We start from the raw sequence: 22,543 nt of genomic DNA, 5'->3' as shown, positions 1-22,543 counted from the left end.
GCCTGGTGAATCGTGGTGGCTGGTTTACGTCGGCTGCGCCGCCGATCGTCCGAACGCGGCCCGAACCTGCGGCAGCGGCTACAGGCCGGATACAGCAAAAAGGCGCCGATCGTTGCAATCGGCGCCGTTCGAAGTTACTGCGCGGTAGCGCTCACTTCACGTACCGGCTTGCCACGTACCGGGGCATCGCCCGCCACGTAGTAGGCGGCCTTGCTGCGCGGCAGTGGCTGGCGGCCACGGATCTTGTCGGCGATTTTCTCGGCCATCATGATCGTCGGCGCGTTCAGGTTGCCAGTGGTGATGATCGGCATGATCGAGGCATCGACCACGCGCAGACCCTGCATGCCATGTACGCGACCCTGGCCATCGACCACGGCCATTTCATCGGTGCCCATCTTGCACGAGCAGGATGGGTGGAACGCGGTTTCGGCGTGCTCGCGGATGAATTTATCCAGCTGCTCGTCGGTCTGCACCTCGATGCCCGGGCTGATTTCGCGGCCGCGGAAGGCGTCCAGCGCCGGCTGTTGCATGATTTCCCGGGTCAGGCGGATGCCGTCGCGGAATTCCTGCCAGTCCTGCTCGGTGGCCATGTAGTTGAAGAGGATGCTCGGGTAGTCGCGCGGGTTCTTCGACTTGAGCTGGATCCGGCCGCGGCTTGGCGAACGCATGGAACCCATGTGCGCCTGGAAACCGTGCTCCTGCACACCGTTGCTGCCGTTGTAGTTAATCGCCACCGGCAGGAAGTGGTACTGGATGTTCGGCCATTCGAACTCTTCGCGAGTGCGGATGAAGCCGCCGGCTTCGAACTGGTTGCTGGCGCCGATACCGGTGCCGTTGAACAGCCACTCGGCACCGATGGCCGGCTGGTTGTACCAGAGCAGCGACGGGTACAGCGAGACCGGCTGGGTGCAGGCGTACTGCAGGTACAGTTCCAGGTGGTCTTGCAGGTTTTCACCAACGCCCGGCAGGTCGTGGACCACCGGGATGTCCAGGCTTTCCAGGAGCTTGGCCGGGCCGACGCCGGAACGTTGCAGGATCTGTGGCGAGGCGATGGCGCCGGAGCACAGCAGCACTTCCTTGCGGGCACGGGCTTCGACGCGCTCTTCGGCGGAGCCGACCAGGTAACGCACGCCAACGGCACGCTTGCCTTCGAACAGGATCTTGTCGGTCAGGGCGTGGGTGACGATGCTCAGGGTCGAACGCTTTTTCGCCACGTCGAGGTAACCGCGGGCGGTACTGGCGCGACGGCCTTTAGGCGTCACGGTACGGTCCATCGGGCCGAAACCTTCCTGCTGGTAGCCGTTGAGGTCTTCGGTGCGCGGGTAACCGGCCTGCACGCCGGCTTCGACCATGGCGTGGAACAGCGGGTTGTTACCGGCTTTCGGCGTGGTCACGCTGACCGGGCCTTCGCCGCCGTGGTAGTCGTTCGGGCCGATGTCGCGGGTTTCGGCTTTACGGAAGTACGGCAGGCAGTCCAGGTAGGTCCAGTCTTCCAGGCCTGGCAGTTTTGCCCAGCCGTCGTAGTCCATGGCGTTGCCGCGGATGTAGCACATGCCGTTGATCAGCGAGGAGCCGCCCAGGCCCTTGCCGCGGCCGCACTCCATCCGGCGCCCGTTCATGTGTGGCTCTGGATCGGTCTCGTAGGCCCAGTTGTAGCGACGGCCTTGCAGCGGGAACGCCAGGGCGGCCGGCATCTGCGTGCGGAAGTCGAAACGGTAGTCCGGGCCGCCGGCTTCGAGCAGCAGCACGGTGACGCCTTCGTCTTCAGTCAGACGGGTCGCCAGGGTGTTACCGGCGGAGCCGGCACCGATGATGATGTAATCGTATTCTTGGGACATTGAATGCACCCTCTTTGAGATGGGTCGGATCGGACGATCAATAAACCTGTAGCCGCTGCCGAAGGCTGCGATCGGCCCGGAACGGGACGCGCTCTTGAGGCTCTCGAAGGCCCTACGGGCCTTGTCGCAGCCTCGCAAGCGGGGCAGCGGCTACAGGGTTTGTCGTTCAGGCTGGGTGTCTTAGAACACCGAGGCGTAGTCGCCCAGCTCGACCTGTACCGATTTGATGCGGGTGAAGTTGTTCAGCGAGCTGATGCCGTTCTCACGGCCAACACCCGACTGCTTGTAGCCGCCGACCGGCATCTTGGCGTCGGATTCGCCCCAGGCGTTGATCCAGCAGATACCGGCTTCGAGCTGATGAATCACGCGGTGCGCGCGGTTCAGGTCACGGGTTACCACACCGGCGGCCAGGCCGAAGTCGGTGTCGTTGGCGCGGCGGATCACTTCTTCTTCGGTTTCGTAGGTCAGGATGCTCATCACCGGGCCGAAGATTTCTTCGCGAACGATGGTCATCTCGTCGGTGCAGTCGGTGAACACGGTCGGTGCCACGAAAGCGCCTTTGGCGAATGCGCCGTCGGTCAGGCGTTCGCCGCCGCACAGCAGGCGGGCGCCTTCTTCCTTGCCCTTGGCGATGTAGCCCAGCACGCTTTCCATGTGGGCGAAGCTGACCAGCGGGCCGAAGTTGGTGTTTTCGTCTTCCGGGTTGCCAACGCGAATGCGCGCGACGCGCTCGACGATCTTGGCTTCGAAAGCGGCTTTCAGGTGGCTCGGTACGAAGACGCGGGTACCGTTGGTGCAGACCTGGCCGGAGCTGTAGAAGTTGGCCATCATCGCGGTGTCGGCGGCGCGATCCAGGTCGGCGTCGTCGAAGATGATCAGCGGCGACTTGCCGCCCAGTTCCATGGTCACGTCTTTCAGCGAGGAGCTGGAAGCGCTGGCCATGACCTTCTTGCCGGTGTCGGTGCCGCCGGTGAAGGAGACTTTCTCGATGCGCGGGTGTTCGGTCAGCCAGGTGCCGACTTCGCGGCCGCTACCGGTCAGGACGTTGAACACGCCAGCCGGAACGCCGGCTTCGGTGTAGATCTCGGCGAGTTTCAGGGTGGTCAGCGAAGTGACTTCGCTTGGCTTGAAGATCATCGCGTTACCGGCCGCCAGGGCTGGCGCGGATTTCCACAGGGCGATCTGGATCGGGTAGTTCCACGCGCCGATACCGGCCACGACGCCCAGCGGCTCGCGACGGGTGTAGACGAACGAAGTGGTGCGCAGCGGGATCTGCTCGCCTTCGATGGCTGGTACCAGGCCCGCGTAGTATTCCAGCACGTCGGCGCCGGTGACGATGTCGACATACTTGGTTTCGGAGTAGGCCTTGCCGGTGTCCAGGGTTTCCAGGGCAGCCAGTTCATCGTTGCGCTCGCGCAGGATGTCCACGGCGCGACGCAGGATGCGCGAACGCTCCATGGCAGTCATCGCGGCCCAGATCTTCTGGCCTTTCTCGGCGCTGACGACAGCGCGCTCGACGTCTTCTTTAGTCGCACGTTGCACTTGAGCGAGGACTTCACCGTTGGCCGGATTGATGGCGTCGAAGGTGGCGTCGCTGCCGGCGTCGGTGTAGCCGCCGTCAATGTAGAGTTTTTGCAGTTCGAAACGGGCCATGTTGATAGTCCTCGCAAGTGCATAAGTGGTTGGCGTTCACCACTGGGCGTGCCGTGTAGCCTGGGCGCGCTGGTCAGTGGCGGTTCAGGGGGCCGAGCGTCTTGTAATGTGCTCTAGCGCTCCTGCTTAGCCAGTTGGAAATCCATGTATTCGTAAGCGATCCGGTGCGCCTGCTCGGTGTCGAAAGCGTCTCCCGACAGCGCGCCGCGCAACCATAAACCGTCGATCAGGGCTGCCAGGCCTCGCGCCGCGCTGCGTGCATCATCCAACGGCAGGACGCGGCGGAACTGGCAGCACAGGTTGGAATACAGGCGGTGATCGTTGATCCGCTGCAACCTGTGCAAAGACGGGTGGTGCATGCTGGTGGCCCAGAAGGCCAGCCAGGTTTTCATTGCCGGGCCATTGACCTGGCTGGCGTCGAAGTTGCCTTCGATGATCACCTGGAGGTGCGCCCGCGGGCTGCTGTCCTCCAGCGCCTGACGGCGCGCGGTGACGTTCTCGCTGAGGACACTCATCAGATACTGCGCCGTGGCGGCGATCAGGCCGTTCTTGTCCTGAAAGTAGTGACTGATGATGCCGTTCGAGACACCGGCCAAACGGGCGATCAGCGCAATGCTGGCGTCCCCCATCCCGACCTGATCGACCGCCAGCAACGTGGCTTCGATCAACTGCTGGCGGCGTATGGGTTGCATACCGACCTTGGGCATCTTGCACATCTCCTTAGGCCTGCTGGCAGTCGTGAAACGGCTACCGGCGTGAGGGCCAGTCTATTTTGTTTTGATTGAACGTTCAATCAACAAAGAATAAGATCTGCGACAAATCGTCGCTGCCTCCAGGTCCTTCCTGCGTGTAGATGGCGGAAAAGCGACCTCCGAAAAAGCCTGAAACCCAAGCGGGGCATGGCGTGAACCAGTGAGGACGGATGTGTTGAATGGGCAAGACGCTTAAGGCCAGGTGACGAACTGCACGTTTGCACAAGGCCTTCGACGCTGGTTCTCAACGCAACCCCTGCGGGTTCGGGCTTTTTTCGGGGTGTCTTTATATCACCCGTCGGTCGGCTGCCAACTAACCGATTGGTCGGGTGCCGTGTTGCCTTGTGTTCTTCTCTCGCACTGCCTGGAGCATCTGTGCCATGAGTTCTGCCTCTCTTATAAAGACCCCACCGGAAAAGGTGCGGGTCAACGGTTGGGTGTTCTACACCTCTACCGCGCTGATCCTGTTGCTGACCGCCATTCTGATCATCGCCCCGCAAGAGGCCGGCAGACTGCTCGGCATTGCCCAGGCCTGGTTGTCCCGCAGCTTTGGCTGGTACTACATGGTGGTGATCGCCGCCTACCTGGTGTTCGTCGTCGGCCTGGCGTTTTCCTCCTACGGCAAACTCAAGCTGGGGACCAAGCAAGACACTCCGGATTTCAGCTATGGCGCCTGGGCCGGCATGCTGTTCTCGTCCGGTATCGGCATTTCGCTGCTGTACTTCGGCGCTTCCGAACCGCTGGACCACTACTTCAACCCGCCTGAGGGCGTACCGGGCAGCAACCAGGCCGCGCGTTCGGCGCTGCAACTGACGTTCCTGCACTGGGGCCTGCACGGCTGGGCGATCTACGCCCTGGTCGGCCTGGCCGTGGCCTACTTTGCCTACCGCCACAACCAGCCGCTGGCGCTGCGTTCGGCGTTGTACCCGCTGGTGGGCGAGCGCTGGGTCAAGGGCGCGGCCGGCCACGCGGTGGACGGTTTCGGCATGTTCGTGACCCTGCTGGGCCTGGTGACCAACCTGGGCATCGGCTCGATGCAGGTGTCTTCCGGCCTGGAAAACCTGTTCGGCATGGAACACAGCAACACCAACCTGCTGATCGTGATCATCGTCATGAGCACCGTGGCCACCATCGCCGCGGTATCCGGTGTGGAAAACGGCATTCGCCGCTTGTCCAACCTGAACATCGTGCTGTTCAGCGGCCTGCTGATCTTCGTGCTGCTGTTTGGTCCGACCCTGCACCTGCTCAACGGTTTCGTGCAAAACGTCGGCGATTACCTCAACGGTGTGGTGCTCAAGACCTTCGACCTCTATGTGTACGAAGGCGACAGCGCCAAGTCCGACCGCTGGCTGGGCCTGTGGACCCTGTTCTACTGGGCCTGGTGGATTTCCTGGGCGCCATTCGTCGGCATGTTCATCGCGCGTATTTCCCGTGGTCGTACCGTGCGCGAGCTGGTGGCGGGCGTGCTGCTGATTCCGCTGGGCTTCACCCTGGCCTGGCTGTCGGTGTTCGGTAACTCGGCCCTGGACCTGGTGATGAACCATGGCGCGGTGGAGCTCGGCAAGACGGCGCTGGAACAGCCGTCCATGGCGATCTACCAGCTGCTGGATCATTACCCGGCGTCGAAGATTGTCATCGGCGTGTCGATTTTCGTCGGCTTCGTGCTGTTCCTGACCCCGGCCGACTCCGGCGCGGTGATGATGGCCAACCTGTCTTGCAAGGGCGGCAACGTCGATGAAGACGCCCCGCACTGGCTGCGGATCTTCTGGTCGGTGGTGATCACCCTGGTGACCGTCGGCCTGCTGTTCGCCGGTAACTTCGAAGCCATGCAGACCATGGTGGTGCTAGCCGGCCTGCCGTTCTCGGTGGTGCTGGTGTGCTTCATGTTCGGCCTGCACAAGGCCATGCGCCAGGACACGCAGATCGAACAGGAGCAGGCGGAACTGGCGGCCCGTGGTCGTCGTGGTTTCAGCGAGCGCCTGACTCAGCTGGACCTGCAGCCGACCCAGGCGGTGGTCCAGCGTTTCATGGACAAGCATGTGACGCCGGCGCTGGAAGAGGCCGCGACCCAGCTGCGCAACCAGGGCCTGGATGTGCAAACCCTGCTGGGCAAGTCCAAGCGTTGCATGGGCGTGCGGATCGAGATGGAAGAGGGCAACCCTTTTGTCTATGAAGTGAGCCTGGACGGCTACCTGGCGGCGCCGAGCGAATCGGCCGATGCGCCCGAAGAGCGTGCGCGCTACTACCGCGCCGAGGTCTACCTGCACAACGGCAGTCAGGAATACGACTTGATGGGCTTTACGCAGGAGCAGATCACCCGTGATGTTCTCGATCAGTTCGAAAGCCATCGGCAGCTCCTTGGCCGGGTCTACAGCTAAGACGTGAGAGGCGCGGTGTAGCCCTGTTACACCGCGTCGCCTGTATCGCGAGCAAGCTCGCTCCTACAAGGATTGCATTTGACCTGTAGGAGCGAGCTTGCTCGCGAAGCGCCATCCCTGACCCAGCGCAACACCCGCTCCCGCAACAGGGAGCAAACCTGCACCCCCTTATTCCCGATAAAACAAAAACGCCGCGATCGATGTCGCGGCGTTTTTGTCTGCGTGTCGCTGTTACCCCAGGTTCTTGCCGAGCAGCGCGTGGTAGAGCTCGCTGTCGCCGAGGATCCCCACCACCTTGTTGTTGTCGTGCAGCACCAGCTTGTTGCCGGTCTGGTAGCGGATCTGCAGCGCATCGCGCATGCCGATATTGGAGTCGACCAGGGTCGGCTTGCGGCCCAGGCCTTCCACCGCCTGGCCCGGGATCCAGTTCTGCAGGTCGAGGCTGGCGCCGTTCTGGCGCGCGCCCTTGATGGTGTTGCCCTCGGCCAGGTCGAGCCAGGAGTCACCACCCGGGTCCAGGCACACGGAGCCGTTGATGCGTTTGCAGTTGTCCAGGGTGCGCATCAGGCTGCGACCGCAGAGCACGTTGAGCGGGTTGGTATGGGCGACGAAGGTGCGTACATAGTCGTCCGCCGGGTTCAGCACGATTTCTTCCGGCTTGCTGTACTGGATGATCCGGCCGTCTTTCATGATGGCGATGCGGCTGCCCAGTTTCAGGGCCTCGTCGAGGTCATGGCTGACGAACACGATGGTCTTGCTCAGCTTGCGTTGCAGTTCCAGCAGTTCGTCCTGCAGGCCCTGGCGGATCAGCGGGTCGAGGGCGGAGAAGGGTTCGTCCATCAGCAGGATGTCGGCATCCATCGCCAGGGCGCGGGCCAGGCCGACACGCTGCTGCATGCCGCCGGACAGTTCGTCGGGCTTCTTGTTGCGCCACTGGGTCAGGCCCACCAGCTCGAGTTTCTCGTCCACCAGCTTGCGCCGTTCCTTTTCCGGCCGGCCCTGCATCTCCAGGCCGAAGCTGATGTTCTCGCGAACGGTCAGCCAGGGCATCAGGGCGAACTTCTGGAACACCATGGCGATGCGCTTGGTGCGCATCATCTTCAGTTCCGCCGGGGTGCAGGAAGCGATGTCGATCTGCTTGCCGTCATGCTCGACGAACAGCTTGCCGCGGCTGACGGTGTTGAGGCCGTTGATGCAGCGCAGCAGGCTCGACTTGCCGGAACCGGAGAGGCCCATCAGCACGCAGATTTCGCCTTTCTCGATGTCCAGGCTGGCCTTTTCCACACCGACGATCTGGCCGGTCTTTTTCAGGATCTCGTTGCGGGTCATGCCCTGGTCCAGCAGCTTGAGCGCCTCGCGTGGATCCTTGGAGAAGATAACGTCGACGTTATCGAAGCGGATTATGCTCATGCGTCACCCCCTACTTTGGCTTCGGGTTGTTTGCAGATACGGTCGAGCATGATCGCCAGCAGTACGATTGCCAGGCCTGCTTCGAAGCCCAGGGCGATATCGGCGGTGTTCAGTGCGTTGACCACGGGTTTGCCCAGGCCATCGGCGCCCACCAGGGCCGCGATCACCACCATCGACAACGACAGCATGATGCACTGGGTGATGCCGGCGGCGATGCTCGGCATGGCATGGGGCAGCTCGATACGCGACAACAGTTGACGGCGGGAGCAGCCAAAGGCCTTGCCGGCGTCCATCAACTCTTGTGGTACATCGCGGATGCCCAGGTAGGTCAGGCGGATCGGCGCGGCAATGGCGAACACCACCGTGGAAATCAGGCCTGGCACCACACCCAGACCGAACAGGGTCAGGGTAGGAATGAGGTAAACGAAGGTCGGCACGGTCTGCATCAGATCGAGCACCGGACGCATCATGGTGTAGAACATCGGCTTATGCGCGGCGACGATGCCCAACGGCACGCCAATGAGCACGCAGACCAGGGTGGCGAACAGCACCTGGGCCAGGGTTTCCATGGTTTCCTGCCAGTAACCCAGATTGAGAATCAGCAGGAAGGACAGCACGACGAAGGCCGTCAGGCCCCATTTGCGCTGAATAATGTGCGCCAGCAAGGCAATCAGGCCGATCAAGGCCAGGGGGTTGAACCAGGTCAGCGCAAACGTCACGCCGTGGATCATCGTTTCCAGGGTCGATGCGATCGCATCGAATGTGTTGGCGCCGTGTTGCGTCAACCATTCGACGAAGGCAGCGATGTACTGGCCTAAAGGGATTTTCTGATCAATGAGCATGGTATTGAACGTCCGCATGCAAGGAATAAACAGCCCGGGCGGACGACCCCGCCCGGCATAAGCGACTTACTGTGCAAGCTTGGCTTTCACGGCCTCCAGGCCAGGTTTTCCGTCAATGGTGGTCACGCCAGCGAGCCAGGTATCGAGTACCTCGGGGTTTTTCTTCAGCCAGGCCTTGGCGGCCGCCTCGGGCTTCATCTTGTCGTCCAGGACGTTACCCATCAGGGTGCTTTCCATATTCAGGGTGAACGACAGATTCTTCAGCAACTGACCAACGTTGCTGCATTCCTCGACGTAGCCCTTGCGGGTGTTGGTGTAGATGGTCGCCTGGCCGAAGTTGGGGCCGAAGTACTCGTCGCCGCCGGTCAGGTACTTCATCTTGAAGCGGGTGTTCATCGGGTGCGGTTCCCAGCCCAGGAACACCACCGCGGTGCTGCGCCGCTGCGCGCGGTCGACTTGCGAGAGCATGCCGGCCTCGCTGGACTCGACCACCTTGAAGCCGGCGTCCTTGAGGCCGAAGGCGTTCTTGTCGATCATGCTCTGGATCAGGCGGTTGCCGTCGTTACCCGGTTCGATGCCGTAGATCTTGCCGTCCAGCTCTTTCTTGAACTTGGCGATGTCGGCGAAATCCTTCAGGCCCTTGTTGTACAGCTCTTCCGGGACGGCCAGGGTGTACTTGGCGTTTTCCAGGTTGGCGCGCAGGGTCTCGACGGTGCCGGCATCGCGGTAGGCCTTGATGTCGTTTTCCATGGTCGGCATCCAGTTGCCGAGGAACACGTCCATGTTCTTGCCGTCGGCCAGGGACTTGTAGGTCACCGGCACGGAAATCATCGTGGTCTTGGTCTTGTAGCCAAGGGCATCGAGCACGACGCTGGTGGTCGCGGTGGTGACGGTGATGTCGGTCCAGCCGACATCGGAGAAGTTTACGGTGCTGCATTGCGCCGGTTCTGCGGCGTGCGCCAGAAGCGGCAGACTCAGCATGGCGGCCAACAACAACGACGGGGAACCTTTCATGGGGTGGACTCCTGGGTGTTTTCTGGCGGTGTATCTGACCGCACTTATAAGTGTTGCGGTTGGGGCGAGTGGGACAGCTCTACCACAGTGCCTTGCAATCGAGTCGAGACTGATCATGTACCAGTGAAAATCTGACGCCTACAGGGTGCGTCGTATCCAGTACAGGGAGGGTCGCATCCAGTGTCGGTGAGGTCGCTTACAGCTTTTTTCAGCACTTTTTGCCCGTCTGAACCGCAAAAAAACGGCCGAAACCGGAGGTCGGCGGGCCACGGCGTTGGTGGGCATGAGTGAGTCGGTGTGAGACGTCGAACGACACTGCAAAAGCCTGATGATGCGCGTATCTCGGCGGATTACTGCTTGAGCGTAGCAGCTTCGCCACCGGGCGTTTTGGCGCCCGGCGTGTGCTCATCGAGGAGTTTCGCAGTCATGGCTATCAGTGTTTTCGATCTGTTCAAAATCGGCATCGGCCCCTCCAGTTCTCACACCGTCGGGCCCATGCGCGCCGCGGCGCTGTTCGTCCAGGCCCTGCGCGAGAAAGACCTGCTGGAGCAGGTGCGCCGTGTCGAGGTAAGGCTCTACGGCTCGCTGTCGGCCACCGGCATCGGCCACGGCAGCGACAACGCGGTGATCATGGGGCTGATGGGCGAATGGCCGGATGCGATCGATCCGTCGCAGATCGGCTGTCGCATCGAGACCCTGCGTGAAACCAATACCCTGCTGCTCGACAACCGCCTGCCGATTCCCTTCGTCTGGGCGCGCGACATGCTGCTGATCGACGAAAACCTGCCGTTCCATCCCAACGCCATGACCCTGGTGGCCGAAGGCGACTCCGGGGAACTGCACCGCGATACCTATTATTCCGTGGGCGGCGGTTTTGTCGTCGACCAGGCCCAGGCCAGCAGCGGCGTGGTGGACCTGGATCGCACCGAATTGCCTTATGACTTCTCCAGCGCCGTGGAGCTGCTGAGCCTGTGCCAGAAGCACAACCTGCGGGTGGCCGAACTGATGATGGCCAACGAGAAGGTCTGGCGTTCGGAGGAGGAGATCCGTGCTGGCCTGATGAAGCTCTGGCAGGCCATGCAGGATTGCGTCGAGCAGGGCCTGAAACACGAAGGCATCCTGCCCGGCGGGCTCAATGTGCGGCGCCGCGCGGCCAAGCTGCATCGCAGCCTGCAGGAACTGAACAAACCCAATGTGATCGGCTCGACCCTGAGCGCCATGGAGTGGGTCAACCTGTTCGCCCTCGCGGTGAACGAGGAAAACGCCGCCGGCGGACGCATGGTGACGGCGCCGACCAACGGCGCGGCGGGGATCATCCCGGCGGTGCTGCATTACTTCATGCGCTTCAGCGAGGACGTCACCGACGCCAACGTGGTGGACTTTTTCCTCGGCGCGGCGGCGGTAGGCATCCTCTGCAAGAAAAACGCCTCGATCTCCGGCGCCGAAGTCGGCTGCCAGGGCGAGGTGGGTTCCGCCTGCGCCATGGCCGCCGCCGGCCTGGCGGAGATTCTCGGGGCGTCGCCGGAGCAGCTGTGCAACGCCGCGGAAATCGGCCTGGAGCATAACCTTGGCCTGACCTGCGACCCGGTCGGCGGCCTGGTACAGGTGCCGTGCATCGAGCGCAACGCGATTGCCGCGGTGAAGGCCATCAACGCCGCGCAAATGGCCCTGCGCGGCGACGGCCAGCACTTCATTTCCCTGGACCGGGTGATCCGCACCATGCGCGATACCGGCGCCGACATGCATGACAAATACAAGGAGACATCCCGCGGCGGGCTGGCGGTCAGCGCCGTTGAGTGTTGATGCTTTAACAGCGGGACTGCTGCGCAGTCCATCGCGGGCAAGTCGGATCGCCGCCCGCTCGCTCCTACAGAAAAACGCATTCCGTAGGAGCGAGGCTTGCCCGCGATCACGCCGGATCATCCACCGCCTGTTTCCAGCCCACTGCTCATAAATTGAACACCCCGCGACGCCCTCGCCACCTTTTGGAGCGTCGCAAACAGGTAAGTCCCAAGGCCCATCGGTCAGGTTTTTCGCTGACCTCGGCTGAGCGCCCACCTGTGCTTGCGGTGACACTCTTTTCCCGGGACGTTTCTCGCCGTTCCCACAAGTGCTACCGATTTGCTCACAGCCACCGGCCCAGGGCCCTTCCAGGCCGATTCGACACTGATAACCCGCACATTGCGCACGGCTTATATAGACGCATCGCGACGTCGTTTTCAGGAGTTATTGAATGGCCATTCAATTTTAGGCATGGCAATTGCTCTGTCATCACAAAGCCCGTCTCCCACGTGAGAATGATGGCAATAACAAGAGCCTCCGCCTGAGGCCATCACCTGCTTTGTGTGAGGAGATACCGCGATGACGACGTTCAACTCCGGGGCTCAACCCCAGAACCGTGCGCCTCAATCCATCGGCTTTTTGCTGCTGGACAATTTCACGCTGATTTCCCTGGCGTCCGCGGTCGAGCCGCTGCGCATGGCCAACCAGTTGTCCGGCCGCGAGCTGTATCGCTGGACCACCCTCAGCGTCGATGGCGGCCAGGTCTGGGCCAGTGATGGCCTGCAGATCACCCCCGACGCCTCCATGCACAAAGCCCCGGCCCTGGACACCGTGATCGTCTGCGGCGGCATCGGCATCCAGCGCACCGTGACCCGCGAACATGTGTCCTGGCTGCAAAGCCAGGCGCGCCAGTCCCGTCGCCTCGGCGCGGTCTGCACCGGCAGCTGGGCCCTGGCCTGCGCCGGCCTGCTCGACGGCTTCGATTGCAGCGTGCACTGGGAATGCCTGGCCTCGATGCAGGAAGCCTTCCCGCGGGTGGCCATGAGCACCCGCCTGTTCACCCTCGACCGCAACCGCTTCACCAGTTCCGGCGGCACCGCGCCGCTGGACATGATGCTGCACCTGATCAGCCGCGATCACGGCCGTGAACTGTCGGCGGCGATCTCGGAAATGTTCGTCTACGAACGTATCCGCAACGAGCAGGATCACCAGCGCGTGCCGCTCAAGCACATGCTCGGCACCAACCAGCCGAAACTGCAGGAAATCGTCGCGCTGATGGAAGCCAACCTGGAAGAGCCGATCGACCTCGACGAACTGGCGGTCTACGTTTCGGTATCCCGTCGCCAGCTGGAGCGGCTGTTCCAGAAATACCTGCACTGCTCGCCATCGCGCTACTACCTGAAGCTGCGCCTGATCCGCGCCCGCCAGCTGCTCAAGCAGACGCCGATGTCGATCATCGAAGTGGCTTCGGTCTGCGGTTTTGTCTCCACGCCGCACTTCTCCAAGTGCTACCGCGAGTACTTCGGCATTCCACCACGTGACGAACGCGTGGGCTCCAACACCGCCCAACAGGTGGCCATGATGCCGATTCCGCAGGCGCTGGTGCTGGCTGGCCCGATGTCCTCGCTGAGCCAGGCGCGCAACGAATCGACCTTCGCCAGCGTCAGGCTGTAATCACAGGCTTTTCCTGAAGTACACGACGCGCTCGGTTTCCTCGAAACCGAGCGCCTTGTGCACGGTCTGGCTCACCAGGTTTTCCAGGCCGGTATCCGAAGCCATTTCCACGCAGCCCTGATCCCGTCCCCATTGGGCGACGGCATCGATCAGTCGTTCGGCAATGCCCTGGCGCCGCTGTTCGGCGCTGACGTACAAACCCTCCAGAAACACCACCGGCGAATGCTCGGTGCCGTTCACGTAGTCGCGGCGCAACGAAGCCTCGGCCAACCCTACTGGCTGCCCATCGGCGGTATAAGCGAGCAGGTTGATATAGCGCCGCGGGTCGTCCAGCAAGCTGGCGATTTCGTCCCGGTGTTCCTCGGTCGGACAGTCGGGCCACAGCGCCTGGCGCAACGGCAGCCAGCCCGCTTGATGGGCTGACTGGCAGGGTTCGATTCGAATCATGGGGGCGGCTCCTTGGCTTGCAGGCACCGCACTCTACTTTGTGATCCGCGCCCGGCGAAGGCTCAGGCGCGGCTGTTCTGGAATTGGGCCAGGGCCGGCAACAGTTGTTTGTCGATGGCCTGGCGCACGGCCGGCAGGATGGTGGCATTGCCGGTGAGCATCTGCTCGACCATGCCCTTGAGGGCCTTGGCCCGGGCATCGCTCAAGCCGCGCACCGCGCACTCGCAGGCCTGGTCGGCCGTGGCGCCGGCCGGCATTTCAAAACCCAGGGCCCTCAGCTGGCCGAGCAGGTCGTCCTGGTCAATCAGATCCGCGTGCATCATGACTCTTATCCTTGTTCAGGGAGCGTGGTCGTGAGCCGATTCTGGTAGCCACCCGGACAGTCGGCAAGGGCGAATTGTCGCAATGGCCGGGATGCCTATGAACAGGTCGTTTTCGGCTAACTTGGCTTGAAGGCGACTGGGCACACTGGATTCCAGCTCGGTCATCGAAGGTTTGGTCACCCTCGTGTCGGCTCCTCAGAAAACCTCCTCAGCCCCGATCCTGTCACGGCTTGATCGGGGCTTTTTTTGCCTGGAGAAAGGTGGTGCCTGGGCCATTTTTTCGCGAGCAAGCTCGCTCCTACAGGTTCGCGTCGTAGCTCGATGCTGGGTACGACATCGCCTCTGTAGGAGCGAGCTTGCTCGCGATTGACGCGACGCGGTCTAGCGCTGCAACACCAGGATCCGCGACAGCAACTCGTCGCGGTCGATGTAGCAACCCTGGAAATGCCGCGCGCCGGTGGCGGGGTCGAAGGCGTTGCGCGCGTGCAGGGTGCGGCGGTTGTCGAAGCACCACAGCTCGCCCGGGTTGAGGCGCTGGATCAGGCGAAAGCGCGGCTCGCGGGTCATGGCGATAAAGCGTCGATAAGCGCGGTAGAGCCGGGGCATGTCGTCCACCGAGGCCTCGAACGGCCCGCGCAGGAAGTTGGCCATGCGGATCTCCGTGACCTCGCCCAGCGCATCCAGGGCGATCACCGGCGCCAGGCAGCGGTAGTCGCTGTGGCGGTCCTTGTTGCGAAACTCCACGGGGATCTCGCCCAGCGCGCGAAACGCCTCGGGGTCTTCGCGGCGCAAGGCGTCGGCGATGGCAAAACCGTCGACAAAGATGCTTTCGCCGCCTTCGGCGTCGTTCACCAGGCAATGCAGGAACTGCAGGCCCGGTTGCAGCTCGCGGGTCGGCAGGTCGGTGTGCAGCGGCAGGTTGAAGGCGGTATAGGCGTTGCTGTCGGCGTCGGCCTTGGATTGCACGTTGAACAACACGCCGAAATTGCTCTCGCGGATAAAGGCAATGCGCTTGGCGACCTGGGCCAGCGACCCCGGTGCGGTGGGCACCCCACGGACTTGCGTCAGGCCGATGTCGCGCACCGCCAGCAGCCATTGCAGCAGCGCCTGCGGGTCCTCCATCAGCGCCTGGTACTCGAACACCGGCAGTTGCAGCCGGCTGTCCCACAGTTGGCTGTGCGGGCGACGCGCGCGGCGCTCGGCGCGGCTTTCATCGTCGTAGGCGTGGGCCCGCAGCCAGCCCGGATCGAAGCGGCTGAGGTGGCCGTCCTGCCAGTCGATGCTCAGGCAGCCCTGGGCGTCGATCCGGCTGGCGGCCGGGGCCAGGTCTTCGGTGACGTCGACTATCTCCAGCACCTGCTCGCGGGTCACGCTGTACACGCAGTGTGCGCAGGGGCAGTTGTCGCGCAGCCACTGATGATGAAAGGGGCTCGAGCGACCGTCGGCCCACTGCACCTGAACACGGTCCGCCAGGGCTTGTACGGCGGTCAACGCGCTGATCAACGGGTAACTGCGGAAGTCGGCAAAAGCGGTGGAAGTATTCACGGTGCGCTCCTTTTTTAGGCTCTGTACGAAAAGTGGCTGCGCGCTGGGCGCCTTCGGCGCTACGCGGGTCATGCTGCGCGCTAGACGCCTGCGGCGTTACGCAGAAACAGGCTCGTGCGCGAGTCCGATCGGAATGCTCATGTAGGCCCCTACAGTCGAGCGCGACCCCGGCCGTTCCTCGCCTGTTTTTGCCTTGCCTGACCTTCGCTCGCCGACTTTTCGTACAGACCCAGGGTGGTTATTTTTCCGGCGGCAGGGCAATCACCCGGCCGATCCAGGCGGGGGCGGGGAGGTCGGCCTGCCCGGCGGCGATGTCTCGTAGCCTGTTCAGCACCGGCTCGCTGAACGGCGCCGAGCGCGGGCCGGCGAGGTCGACGTGGAGCAGCATCTGCTCGTTGCCGGCCAGTTCCAGGTTGTCACCGACCTTGTGCAGGCTGTGGTACAGGTGCAGGCGCTTGCGGTCGTGGCCGATGATCTGGGTGTGCACTTCGACCTCGGTATCGAGCTTCACTTCATGCAGGTAATTGAGGTGCAGCTCCAGGGTGAACAGCGAGTTGCCGCTGGCTTCGCGGTGGTTGCTGTCCATGCCCAGCCGGTCCATCAGGGCGTCGGTGGCGTAGCTGAAAATCAGCAGGTAGAAGGCGTCCCGCAGGTGGCCGTTGTAATCGACCCAGTCGGGGCTGATGCGGGTGGTGTAGGTGGTGAGTACGGGCATGTCATGGGCTCACGAAAATGGCGGGCTGAACCTGTAGCCGCTGCCGCAGGCTGCGATCGGCTTCGCAGGAGACGCGCTCTTGCGGCCCCTGGAAGGCTCTTCGAGCCTTATCGCAGCCTGCGGCAGCGGCTACAGGGCGCGTCAGGGTTACTCGCTGAAGCTCATGCCGTGTTTGGCCTTGGTGGTTTTAACCGCTTCGAGCACGGCGAGCAGGCAGTCATCACGATAGCGCTCCAGCGCCGAAATGCTGTGGGTGCCGAGCTGCTCGGCGGTACCTTCGACCACGTCGTCGATCAGCTTGTCGGTCAGTTCCGGGGCCGGCAGGTAGGTCCACGGCAGCTGCAGGGCCGGGCCGAACTGGGCCATGAAGTGCCGCATGCCGGCATCGCCCCCGGCCAGGGTGTAGGTCAGGAAAGTGCCCATGAACGACCAGCGCAGGCCGGCGCCGAAGCGGATCGCGTCGTCGATTTCGCCGGTGGTGGCGACGCCGTCGTTGACCAGGTGCAGGGCCTCGCGCCACAGCGCCTCCAAAAGACGGTCGGCGATAAAGCCCGGGACTTCCTTGCGCACATGCAGCGGGCGCATGCCCAGGGATTCATAGACCTTGATCGCGGCCTGCACGGCTTCTGGCGCGGTGTTCTTGCCGCCGACCACTTCCACCAGCGGCAGCAGGTACACCGGGTTGAACGGGTGGCCGACCACGCAGCGTTCCGGGTGGGTCGAGCTCTCGTAGAACTCGCTCGGCAGCAGGCCGGAGGTGCTGGAGCCGATCAGCGCATTGGGCTTGGCCGCGGCGCTGATCCTGGCGTGCAGGTCGAGTTTCAGTTCCAGGCGTTCCGGGGCGCTTTCCTGGATGAAGTCGGCGTCTTTCACGCACTCCTCGATGGTCGCGACAAAACGCAGGCGATCCTGGGTCGCGCCCGGTGCCAGGCCCTGTTTTTCCAGGGCGCTCCAGGCATTGGCCACGCGCTTGCGCAGGGCCGCCTCGGCGCCGGGCGCCGGGTCCCAGGCCACCACGTCCAGGCCGTGGGCGAGGGCGCGCGATACCCAGCCGCTGCCGATGACACCGCTGCCCAGGGCGGCGAAGGTTTTGATCTCGGTGATAAAGCTCATGACAGGTTTCCTGAAAGTCAAAAGTGGACGTATCTGTAACCGCCTTCCGGGTCAGCCGCGCTTGCGCAGGCCCATCCTGGCCCGGCCCTCGGCCGGGGTCAGGACGCGGGCGCCGAGGCGGCTGAGGATCTCGCCGGCGCGCTCCACCAACTGGCCGTTGGTCGCCAGTACGCCCTTGTCCAGCCACAGGTTGTCCTCCAGGCCGACCCGCACGTTGCCGCCCAGCAGCACCGCCTGCGCGGCCATCGGCATCTGCATGCGGCCGATACCGAAGCCGGCCCAGACCGCGCCCGCCGGCAGGTTGTCGACCATGGCCTTCATGGTGGTGGTGTCGGCCGGCGCGCCCCAGGGAATGCCCAGGCACAGCTGGAACAGCGGGTCGTCCAGCAGGCCTTCCTTGATCATTTGCTTGGCGAACCACAGGTGGCCGGTGTCGAAGATTTCCAGCTCGGCCTTCACCCCCAGCTCCTGGATGCGCTTGGCGCCGGCGCGCAGTTGCGCCGGGGTGGACACGTAAATGGTGTCGCCGTCGCCGAAGTTCAGGGTGCCGCAGTCCAGGGTGCAGATTTCCGGCAGCAGTTCCTCGACGTGGGCCAGGCGGGTCAGCGGGCCGACCAGGTCGGTGTTGGGGCCGAACTCCATCGGGTTTTCGCCGGCGCCGATCTCCAGGTCGCCGCCCATCCCGGCGGTGAGGTTGACGATGATGTCGACGTCCGCTTCGCGGATGCGCTCCATCACTTCGCGGTACAGCGCGACGTCGCGGCTGAACTTGCCAGTGTCCGGGTTGCGCACGTGGCAGTGGACCACGGTGGCGCCGGCCTTGGCCGCTTCCACCGCGGCGGCGGCAATCTGTTTCGGGGTGACCGGCACGTGGGGGCTCTTGGCGGTTGTGTCGCCAGCACCGGTGAGTGCGCAGGTGATGATGACGTCGTGGTTCATGGTGCGGGTTCCTTACAGGCGTGGTGGGTCGCTGCGCAGCCGTTTGGCGCTGCGCAGAGGGAGTTCGGGGTGGTTATTGGCTGGTCAGTTTCAGGTTGTCGGCCGCGGGCTTGCCGTCGAAGGTGGTGACCCCTTCGAGCCAGCGCGCCTTGTCCTGCGGATGCTCGGCCAGCCATTGCCTGGCCGATTCCAGGGCGTCCTTGTGGTCGAGCAGCGGTTGCATCATGCGGCTCTCGTCCTCGGCGCTGAAGGTCAGGTTGCTCAGCAGCCGGTTCACGTTCGGGCACTGCTCGGCGTAGGTCGGCGCGGTGACGGTCCACACCGTGGCCATGCCTTCGTTCGGGCCCAGGGCGTCGTCGCTGCCGGTGAGATAGGTCATCTGCACATTGACGTTCATTGGGTGCGGCGCCCAGCCGAAGAACACCACGGCTTCCTTGCGTCGCACGGCGCGATCCACCGCCGCGAGCATGCCGGCCTCGCTGGATTCGACCAGCTGGAATTTGCCCAGGCCGAACTGGTTCTTGGTGATCATTGCCTTGATCTGGGTATTGGCGCCCGAGCCGGGCTCGATGCCGTAGATCTTGCCGCCCAGTTCCTTCTCGAATCTGGCGATGTCGGCGAAGGTCTTCAGGCCCTTGTCCGCCAGGTAGGTAGGCACGGCGAGGGTCGCACGGGCGTCCTTGAGGCTGGGTTCGGCCAGCACCTTGACCTGCTTGGCTTCGACGAACGGGGTGATGGTCTGGGTCATCAGCGGGTTCCAGTAGCCGAGGAACAGGTCCAGGCGCTGGTCGCGGATGCCGGCGAAAATGATCTGCTGCGAGGCGCTGGTCTGCCTGGTCTTGTAGCCGAGGCCGTCGAGCAGTACCTGGGCCATGGCGCTGGTGGCGATCACGTCGGTCCAGTTGACCACGCCGAGGCGCACGTTCTGGCAGCTGGCGGCGTCGGCGGCCATGGCGCCGGAGCTGAGAAAGACGGTACCGCTGAGTGCAAGGACGCAACTGCTGATCAGTCGTTTCATGAAGGTTTCCTCGGCAGGTCGTTATTGTCGGTTCCGGCGTCTATGTGCGCCGGTGATGCCACGTTACGCAGCCGGCGGGCGCTGAAAACGCACAGCGGCGACCGGCTCTTGCACTGCGGCGACCTTCATCTTGAACCCGGCGTGGAAACGGCGTATCACAGTGGCCACGCTGCCCGTCATCCGAGTGCGTTCCATGTCCCAGGATTTCTATTTCTTGCTGATGCCGGGCTTCTCGGCCATCGGGTTCATCTCGGCCATCGAGCCGTTGCGCGTGGCCAATCGCTTTCGCGGCGAGCTGTATCGCTGGCATGTGCTGAGCGCCGATGGTGGCGCGGTATTGGCGAGCAACGGCATGTCGGTCAACGCCGACGCGGCGCTGGAGCCGTTGAAGAAGGGCGCGACCCTGCTGGTGGTGGCCGGCTTCGAACCGTTGAAGTTCGTCACCCCGGCGCTGGTGCACTGGTTGCGCCGCCTGGATGTGGAGGGCGTGACCCTGGGCGGCATCGACACCGGCAGCGTGGTCCTGGCGCAAGCCGGGCTGCTCGAAGGCCACCGCGTGACCCTGCACTGGGAAGCGATCGAGGCGTTCAAGGAGTCCTATCCCCAGATCAGCGTGACCCAGGAGCTGTTCGAGATCGACCGGCGGCGCATCACCTCGGCCGGCGGCACCGCGTCCATCGACATGATGCTCGACCTGATCGGCCAGGCCCACGGCCCGGAACTGGCGATCCAGGTCAGCGAACAGTTCGTGCTCGGGCGCATCCGCCCGCGCAAGGACCACCAGCGCATGGAAGTCGCCACCCGCTACGGCATCCGCAACAAGAAGCTGGTGCAGGTGATCGGCGAGATGGAACAGCACAGCGAGCCGCCCCTGAGCACCCTGCAACTGGCCGAATCGATCAAGGTCACCCGACGTCAGCTCGAACGCCTGTTCCGCCTGCACCTGAACGACACCCCGAGCAACTTCTACCTGGGGCTGCGCCTGGAAAAGGCCCGGCAACTGCTGCGCCAGACCGACATGAGCGTGCTGGAAGTCAGCATCGCCTGCGGCTTCGAATCACCCTCGTATTTCACCCGCAGCTATCGCGCGCGGTTTGCCCAGTGCCCGCGGGAAGACCGGCGCCAAAGCCTGAAGGCCTGAGCTGCCCGATTCTGTAGGAGCGAAGCTTGCTCGCGATGCAGGCAACTCGCAGCGTCAGACAAGCCGCCATCGCGGGCAAGCCTCGCTCCAGAGCCAGGGTTTATTTCTTCAGCAGGGCCGCGCAGGCGGTTTTGTAGGCTTCATGCTGATACTTGTTCAGCGTCGCCGGCAGGTCGAAGTTGTGCTTCTTGTTCTGCGCGTTGATGGTCTGCGGCGACAGCAGGGTCACCTCGCAGTTGTCCAGCAGCTGGAACACGCCTTCGATCTTGAAGGTGGTCGGGCCGCCGGCGAATTCGCCTTTTTTGCTGCGTTTCTTGATGGCGATGCGGCTGATGCCGTTGTCGCGGACGAAGGCGGCCACCTGGGCCGCGAAGGCTTTGACGTTGGCGGCTTCGTCATCGTCGTCCAGGGCGATTTTCTTGCAGGCGTTGGCCAGGTGTTGCGCCGTGCCGTCTTGCAGGGTGGCCAGGGCGAAGATGGCTTCGCTGCCTTTGATTTCGATGCCGCAGATGCTCATGGGAAAACCTTTTCTCGATGAATGGCGTGCAGCTTACAGTTCCAGCTGGTCGGCGCGAATGCCAAAGGCCGCGGCGATCTTCTCGCGGGTGGCGCGGCGGGGCTTGGCGACGCTTTCCTGCTGGGCGAAGGCCGGCTGGGAAATGCCCAGGCGCTTGGCGACTTCGTCCTGGGTCAGGTGCAGGTGCTCGCGCCAGGCGCGGATTGGCGTGGCGCCGTCAACGATGCGGCTGACCACGTCATGGGGGATCAGGTCCGGCTCCTGGCGTTGCGCCACATAGTCCGCATAAGGGATCACCACGAACGCCGGCTTGCCGTCCGTGCCGTTGATGATCTGGATGTCAGTAGGTGCGTTCGTCACGTTTCTTGACCTCTTGGATACTGACCACTCTGATAGCGCCATCCCAGTCGAACAGGATTCGATAGTTGCCCACTCGCAGGCGGTAGGCATAGGTGTGACCGCTAAGCGCCTTGACGTTGCCGGTGTCGGGCATGTCGCCGAGCAAGGTCACCGCGTCGCGGATCTGTACCTGATGGGCGCTGTGCAATCGCAGCAGTTGTTTGACGGCCTTACGGGTCCACAGGATGCTGTTCATGAACGAATATAAGCCTTTTATAAGATTAATCAATCTTTACTTATATTCGCCCGCCGGCCAAGGCGAGAACCTTGTCCGGGTATTGCTCATGGCTTGTTACAGCGGGGAGAGAGGGGAGGCCGGGGGATTTTTGCGAGCAAGTTCGCTCTACAGGTAGGGCGCAACGCCTGTAGGAGCGAGCTGGCTCGCGATGACGTCATGACGGTTGCCGCAGAGGTATCGGTCGGGCCTATTCCTGCCCGATCGACTCCAGAAACTCCGACCGTTCATCGCTCATGCGCGCCAGGCAATCGGCCTGGGCGATGGCGTAGGCCTTGCTGCCGGGTTTGGCGGGGAAAGTGTCGACGGCGCAGTCGGCGTCGCGCTGTTTCTGCCACAGCTGCTGGGCGTTCTGCACCTTGGCGGTGATGTCGGCCAACTGCGCCTTGTCGCTGCCGTATTGCGTGCCCAGGCGTTCGAGCAGGCCCTGCAGGTTGTCGCTTAGCAGCTGCTCGGCGGTGGTTTTGTTGAAGGTGGCGCATTCCAGAGTCTGTTGATCCTGTTCGACGCTGTCGCACGGGGAGTTGTCGGCCTCTTCAGCCGCCTGTGCGCCCGTCGCCAGCAGTGCCAAAGCCAGGAAGATCGATTTCATTGCGTCGCAGCCCCCTCTAATCCAGTGATGCGGCGGATTCTGGCCCATGCGCATGACAAAGAACAGATGGTGCAAGGGACGCCCGGCAGACCCTTTGTCGCGGATTGACGCTTTCGGCAATTCCCCTGTCGTTTTTGCACCCGGCTGCCCGGGCACCGAGGCATATGCTGACCCCAAAGCGCCGGCAGACGATTCGGCGCATGAATTGCCAATAAG

General features: G+C 63.2%; 21 protein-coding genes. 4 read left to right on the top strand and 17 right to left on the bottom strand.

What is annotated here, in order from left to right:
• Positions 1-134: 134 nt before the first annotated feature.
• The 3 genes from betA to betI form a co-directional block, all read right to left on the bottom strand.
• Positions 135-1,838 (bottom strand): choline dehydrogenase, encoded by a 1,704-nt coding sequence (gene betA, locus CRO75_RS10800; RefSeq protein WP_053262939.1) that lies wholly within the window; start codon positions 1,836-1,838, stop codon positions 135-137.
• Between the two features lie 180 nt (positions 1,839-2,018).
• Positions 2,019-3,491, bottom strand: a complete 1,473-nt coding sequence (gene betB / locus CRO75_RS10795; protein WP_007925976.1) for a betaine-aldehyde dehydrogenase — start codon at positions 3,489-3,491, stop codon at positions 2,019-2,021.
• Between the two features lie 113 nt (positions 3,492-3,604).
• Positions 3,605-4,198: a transcriptional regulator BetI gene (betI, locus tag CRO75_RS10790; RefSeq protein ID WP_007925978.1), complete on the bottom strand. Its 594-nt coding sequence runs from the start codon at positions 4,196-4,198 to the stop codon at positions 3,605-3,607.
• A gap of 425 nt (positions 4,199-4,623) precedes the next feature.
• Here betI and betT point away from each other — a divergent pair, with 425 nt between their 5' ends.
• Positions 4,624-6,621, top strand: a complete 1,998-nt coding sequence (gene betT, locus CRO75_RS10785; RefSeq protein ID WP_007925980.1) for a choline BCCT transporter BetT — start codon at positions 4,624-4,626, stop codon at positions 6,619-6,621.
• 231 nt (positions 6,622-6,852) lie between these two features.
• On the opposite strand, the gene choV is transcribed toward betT, so the two are convergent.
• From choV to CRO75_RS10770, 3 genes are all read right to left on the bottom strand, one after another.
• Positions 6,853-8,031, bottom strand: a complete 1,179-nt coding sequence (gene choV / locus CRO75_RS10780; RefSeq protein ID WP_009045965.1) for a choline ABC transporter ATP-binding protein — start codon at positions 8,029-8,031, stop codon at positions 6,853-6,855.
• Positions 8,028-8,873, bottom strand: coding sequence for a choline ABC transporter permease subunit (gene choW / locus CRO75_RS10775; RefSeq protein ID WP_007925985.1), 846 nt, complete (start codon positions 8,871-8,873; stop codon positions 8,028-8,030). Before choW ends, choV begins: the two co-directional genes overlap by 4 nt.
• A gap of 66 nt (positions 8,874-8,939) precedes the next feature.
• Positions 8,940-9,887: a choline ABC transporter substrate-binding protein gene (locus CRO75_RS10770; protein WP_097135198.1), complete on the bottom strand. Its 948-nt coding sequence runs from the start codon at positions 9,885-9,887 to the stop codon at positions 8,940-8,942.
• 426 nt (positions 9,888-10,313) lie between these two features.
• On the opposite strand from CRO75_RS10770, the gene CRO75_RS10765 reads away from it, so the two are divergent.
• Positions 10,314-11,690 carry an L-serine ammonia-lyase gene (locus CRO75_RS10765; RefSeq protein WP_097135197.1) on the top strand — a complete coding sequence of 459 codons (1,377 nt, stop codon included), beginning with the start codon at positions 10,314-10,316 and terminating at the stop codon, positions 11,688-11,690.
• Between the two features lie 558 nt (positions 11,691-12,248).
• Entirely contained in the window at positions 12,249-13,343 is a 1,095-nt protein-coding gene (locus CRO75_RS10760) for a GlxA family transcriptional regulator (RefSeq protein ID WP_009045963.1), read from the top strand.
• Here the strand turns inward: CRO75_RS10760 and aac(6') are convergent, their stop codons facing one another.
• The 7 genes from aac(6') to choX form a co-directional block, all read right to left on the bottom strand.
• Positions 13,344-13,790, bottom strand: coding sequence for an aminoglycoside 6'-N-acetyltransferase (gene aac(6') / locus CRO75_RS10755; RefSeq protein WP_097135196.1), 447 nt, complete (start codon positions 13,788-13,790; stop codon positions 13,344-13,346).
• 62 nt (positions 13,791-13,852) lie between these two features.
• A complete protein-coding gene (locus tag CRO75_RS10750) occupies positions 13,853-14,113 on the bottom strand; it encodes a hypothetical protein (protein WP_007925996.1) in 261 nt (86 codons plus the stop codon).
• Positions 14,114-14,494: 381 nt separating this feature from the next.
• Positions 14,495-15,658, bottom strand: coding sequence for a gamma-butyrobetaine dioxygenase (locus CRO75_RS10745; RefSeq protein ID WP_097135195.1), 1,164 nt, complete (start codon positions 15,656-15,658; stop codon positions 14,495-14,497).
• A 238-nt stretch (positions 15,659-15,896) separates the two neighbouring features.
• A complete protein-coding gene (locus CRO75_RS10740) occupies positions 15,897-16,373 on the bottom strand; it encodes a thioesterase family protein (protein ID WP_097135194.1) in 477 nt (158 codons plus the stop codon).
• Between the two features lie 147 nt (positions 16,374-16,520).
• On the bottom strand, positions 16,521-17,486 hold the full coding sequence (locus tag CRO75_RS10735; RefSeq protein WP_097135193.1) for an L-carnitine dehydrogenase: 966 nt from the start codon (positions 17,484-17,486) through the stop codon (positions 16,521-16,523).
• 51 nt (positions 17,487-17,537) lie between these two features.
• Positions 17,538-18,425 (bottom strand): 3-keto-5-aminohexanoate cleavage protein, encoded by an 888-nt coding sequence (locus CRO75_RS10730; RefSeq protein WP_085533061.1) that lies wholly within the window; start codon positions 18,423-18,425, stop codon positions 17,538-17,540.
• Between the two features lie 73 nt (positions 18,426-18,498).
• A complete protein-coding gene (choX, locus tag CRO75_RS10725; RefSeq protein WP_097135192.1) occupies positions 18,499-19,443 on the bottom strand; it encodes a choline ABC transporter substrate-binding protein in 945 nt (314 codons plus the stop codon).
• A 193-nt stretch (positions 19,444-19,636) separates the two neighbouring features.
• On the opposite strand from choX, the gene CRO75_RS10720 reads away from it, so the two are divergent.
• Positions 19,637-20,584, top strand: a complete 948-nt coding sequence (locus CRO75_RS10720; protein WP_009045956.1) for a GlxA family transcriptional regulator — start codon at positions 19,637-19,639, stop codon at positions 20,582-20,584.
• A 100-nt stretch (positions 20,585-20,684) separates the two neighbouring features.
• Here the strand turns inward: CRO75_RS10720 and CRO75_RS10715 are convergent, their stop codons facing one another.
• The 4 genes from CRO75_RS10715 to CRO75_RS10700 form a co-directional block, all read right to left on the bottom strand.
• Entirely contained in the window at positions 20,685-21,101 is a 417-nt protein-coding gene (locus CRO75_RS10715) for a DUF3010 family protein (RefSeq protein WP_009045955.1), read from the bottom strand.
• A 33-nt stretch (positions 21,102-21,134) separates the two neighbouring features.
• A complete protein-coding gene (locus CRO75_RS10710; RefSeq protein ID WP_051003931.1) occupies positions 21,135-21,503 on the bottom strand; it encodes a helix-turn-helix transcriptional regulator in 369 nt (122 codons plus the stop codon).
• Positions 21,442-21,696 carry a type II toxin-antitoxin system RelE/ParE family toxin gene (locus CRO75_RS10705; protein WP_009051238.1) on the bottom strand — a complete coding sequence of 85 codons (255 nt, stop codon included), beginning with the start codon at positions 21,694-21,696 and terminating at the stop codon, positions 21,442-21,444. The genes CRO75_RS10710 and CRO75_RS10705 overlap by 62 nt, the downstream gene beginning before the upstream one ends.
• A gap of 229 nt (positions 21,697-21,925) precedes the next feature.
• Positions 21,926-22,327, bottom strand: a complete 402-nt coding sequence (locus tag CRO75_RS10700) for a lysozyme inhibitor LprI family protein (protein WP_009045953.1) — start codon at positions 22,325-22,327, stop codon at positions 21,926-21,928.
• Positions 22,328-22,543 lie beyond the last annotated feature (216 nt).

The organism is Pseudomonas sp. LAMO17WK12:I10 (assembly GCF_900215185.1).
GTDB classification, from domain to species: Bacteria; Pseudomonadota; Gammaproteobacteria; order Pseudomonadales; family Pseudomonadaceae; genus Aquipseudomonas; species Aquipseudomonas chlororaphis.
Note: the sequence above shows the minus strand (reverse complement) of the source record. Positions and strands in the feature narration are given on the sequence as shown.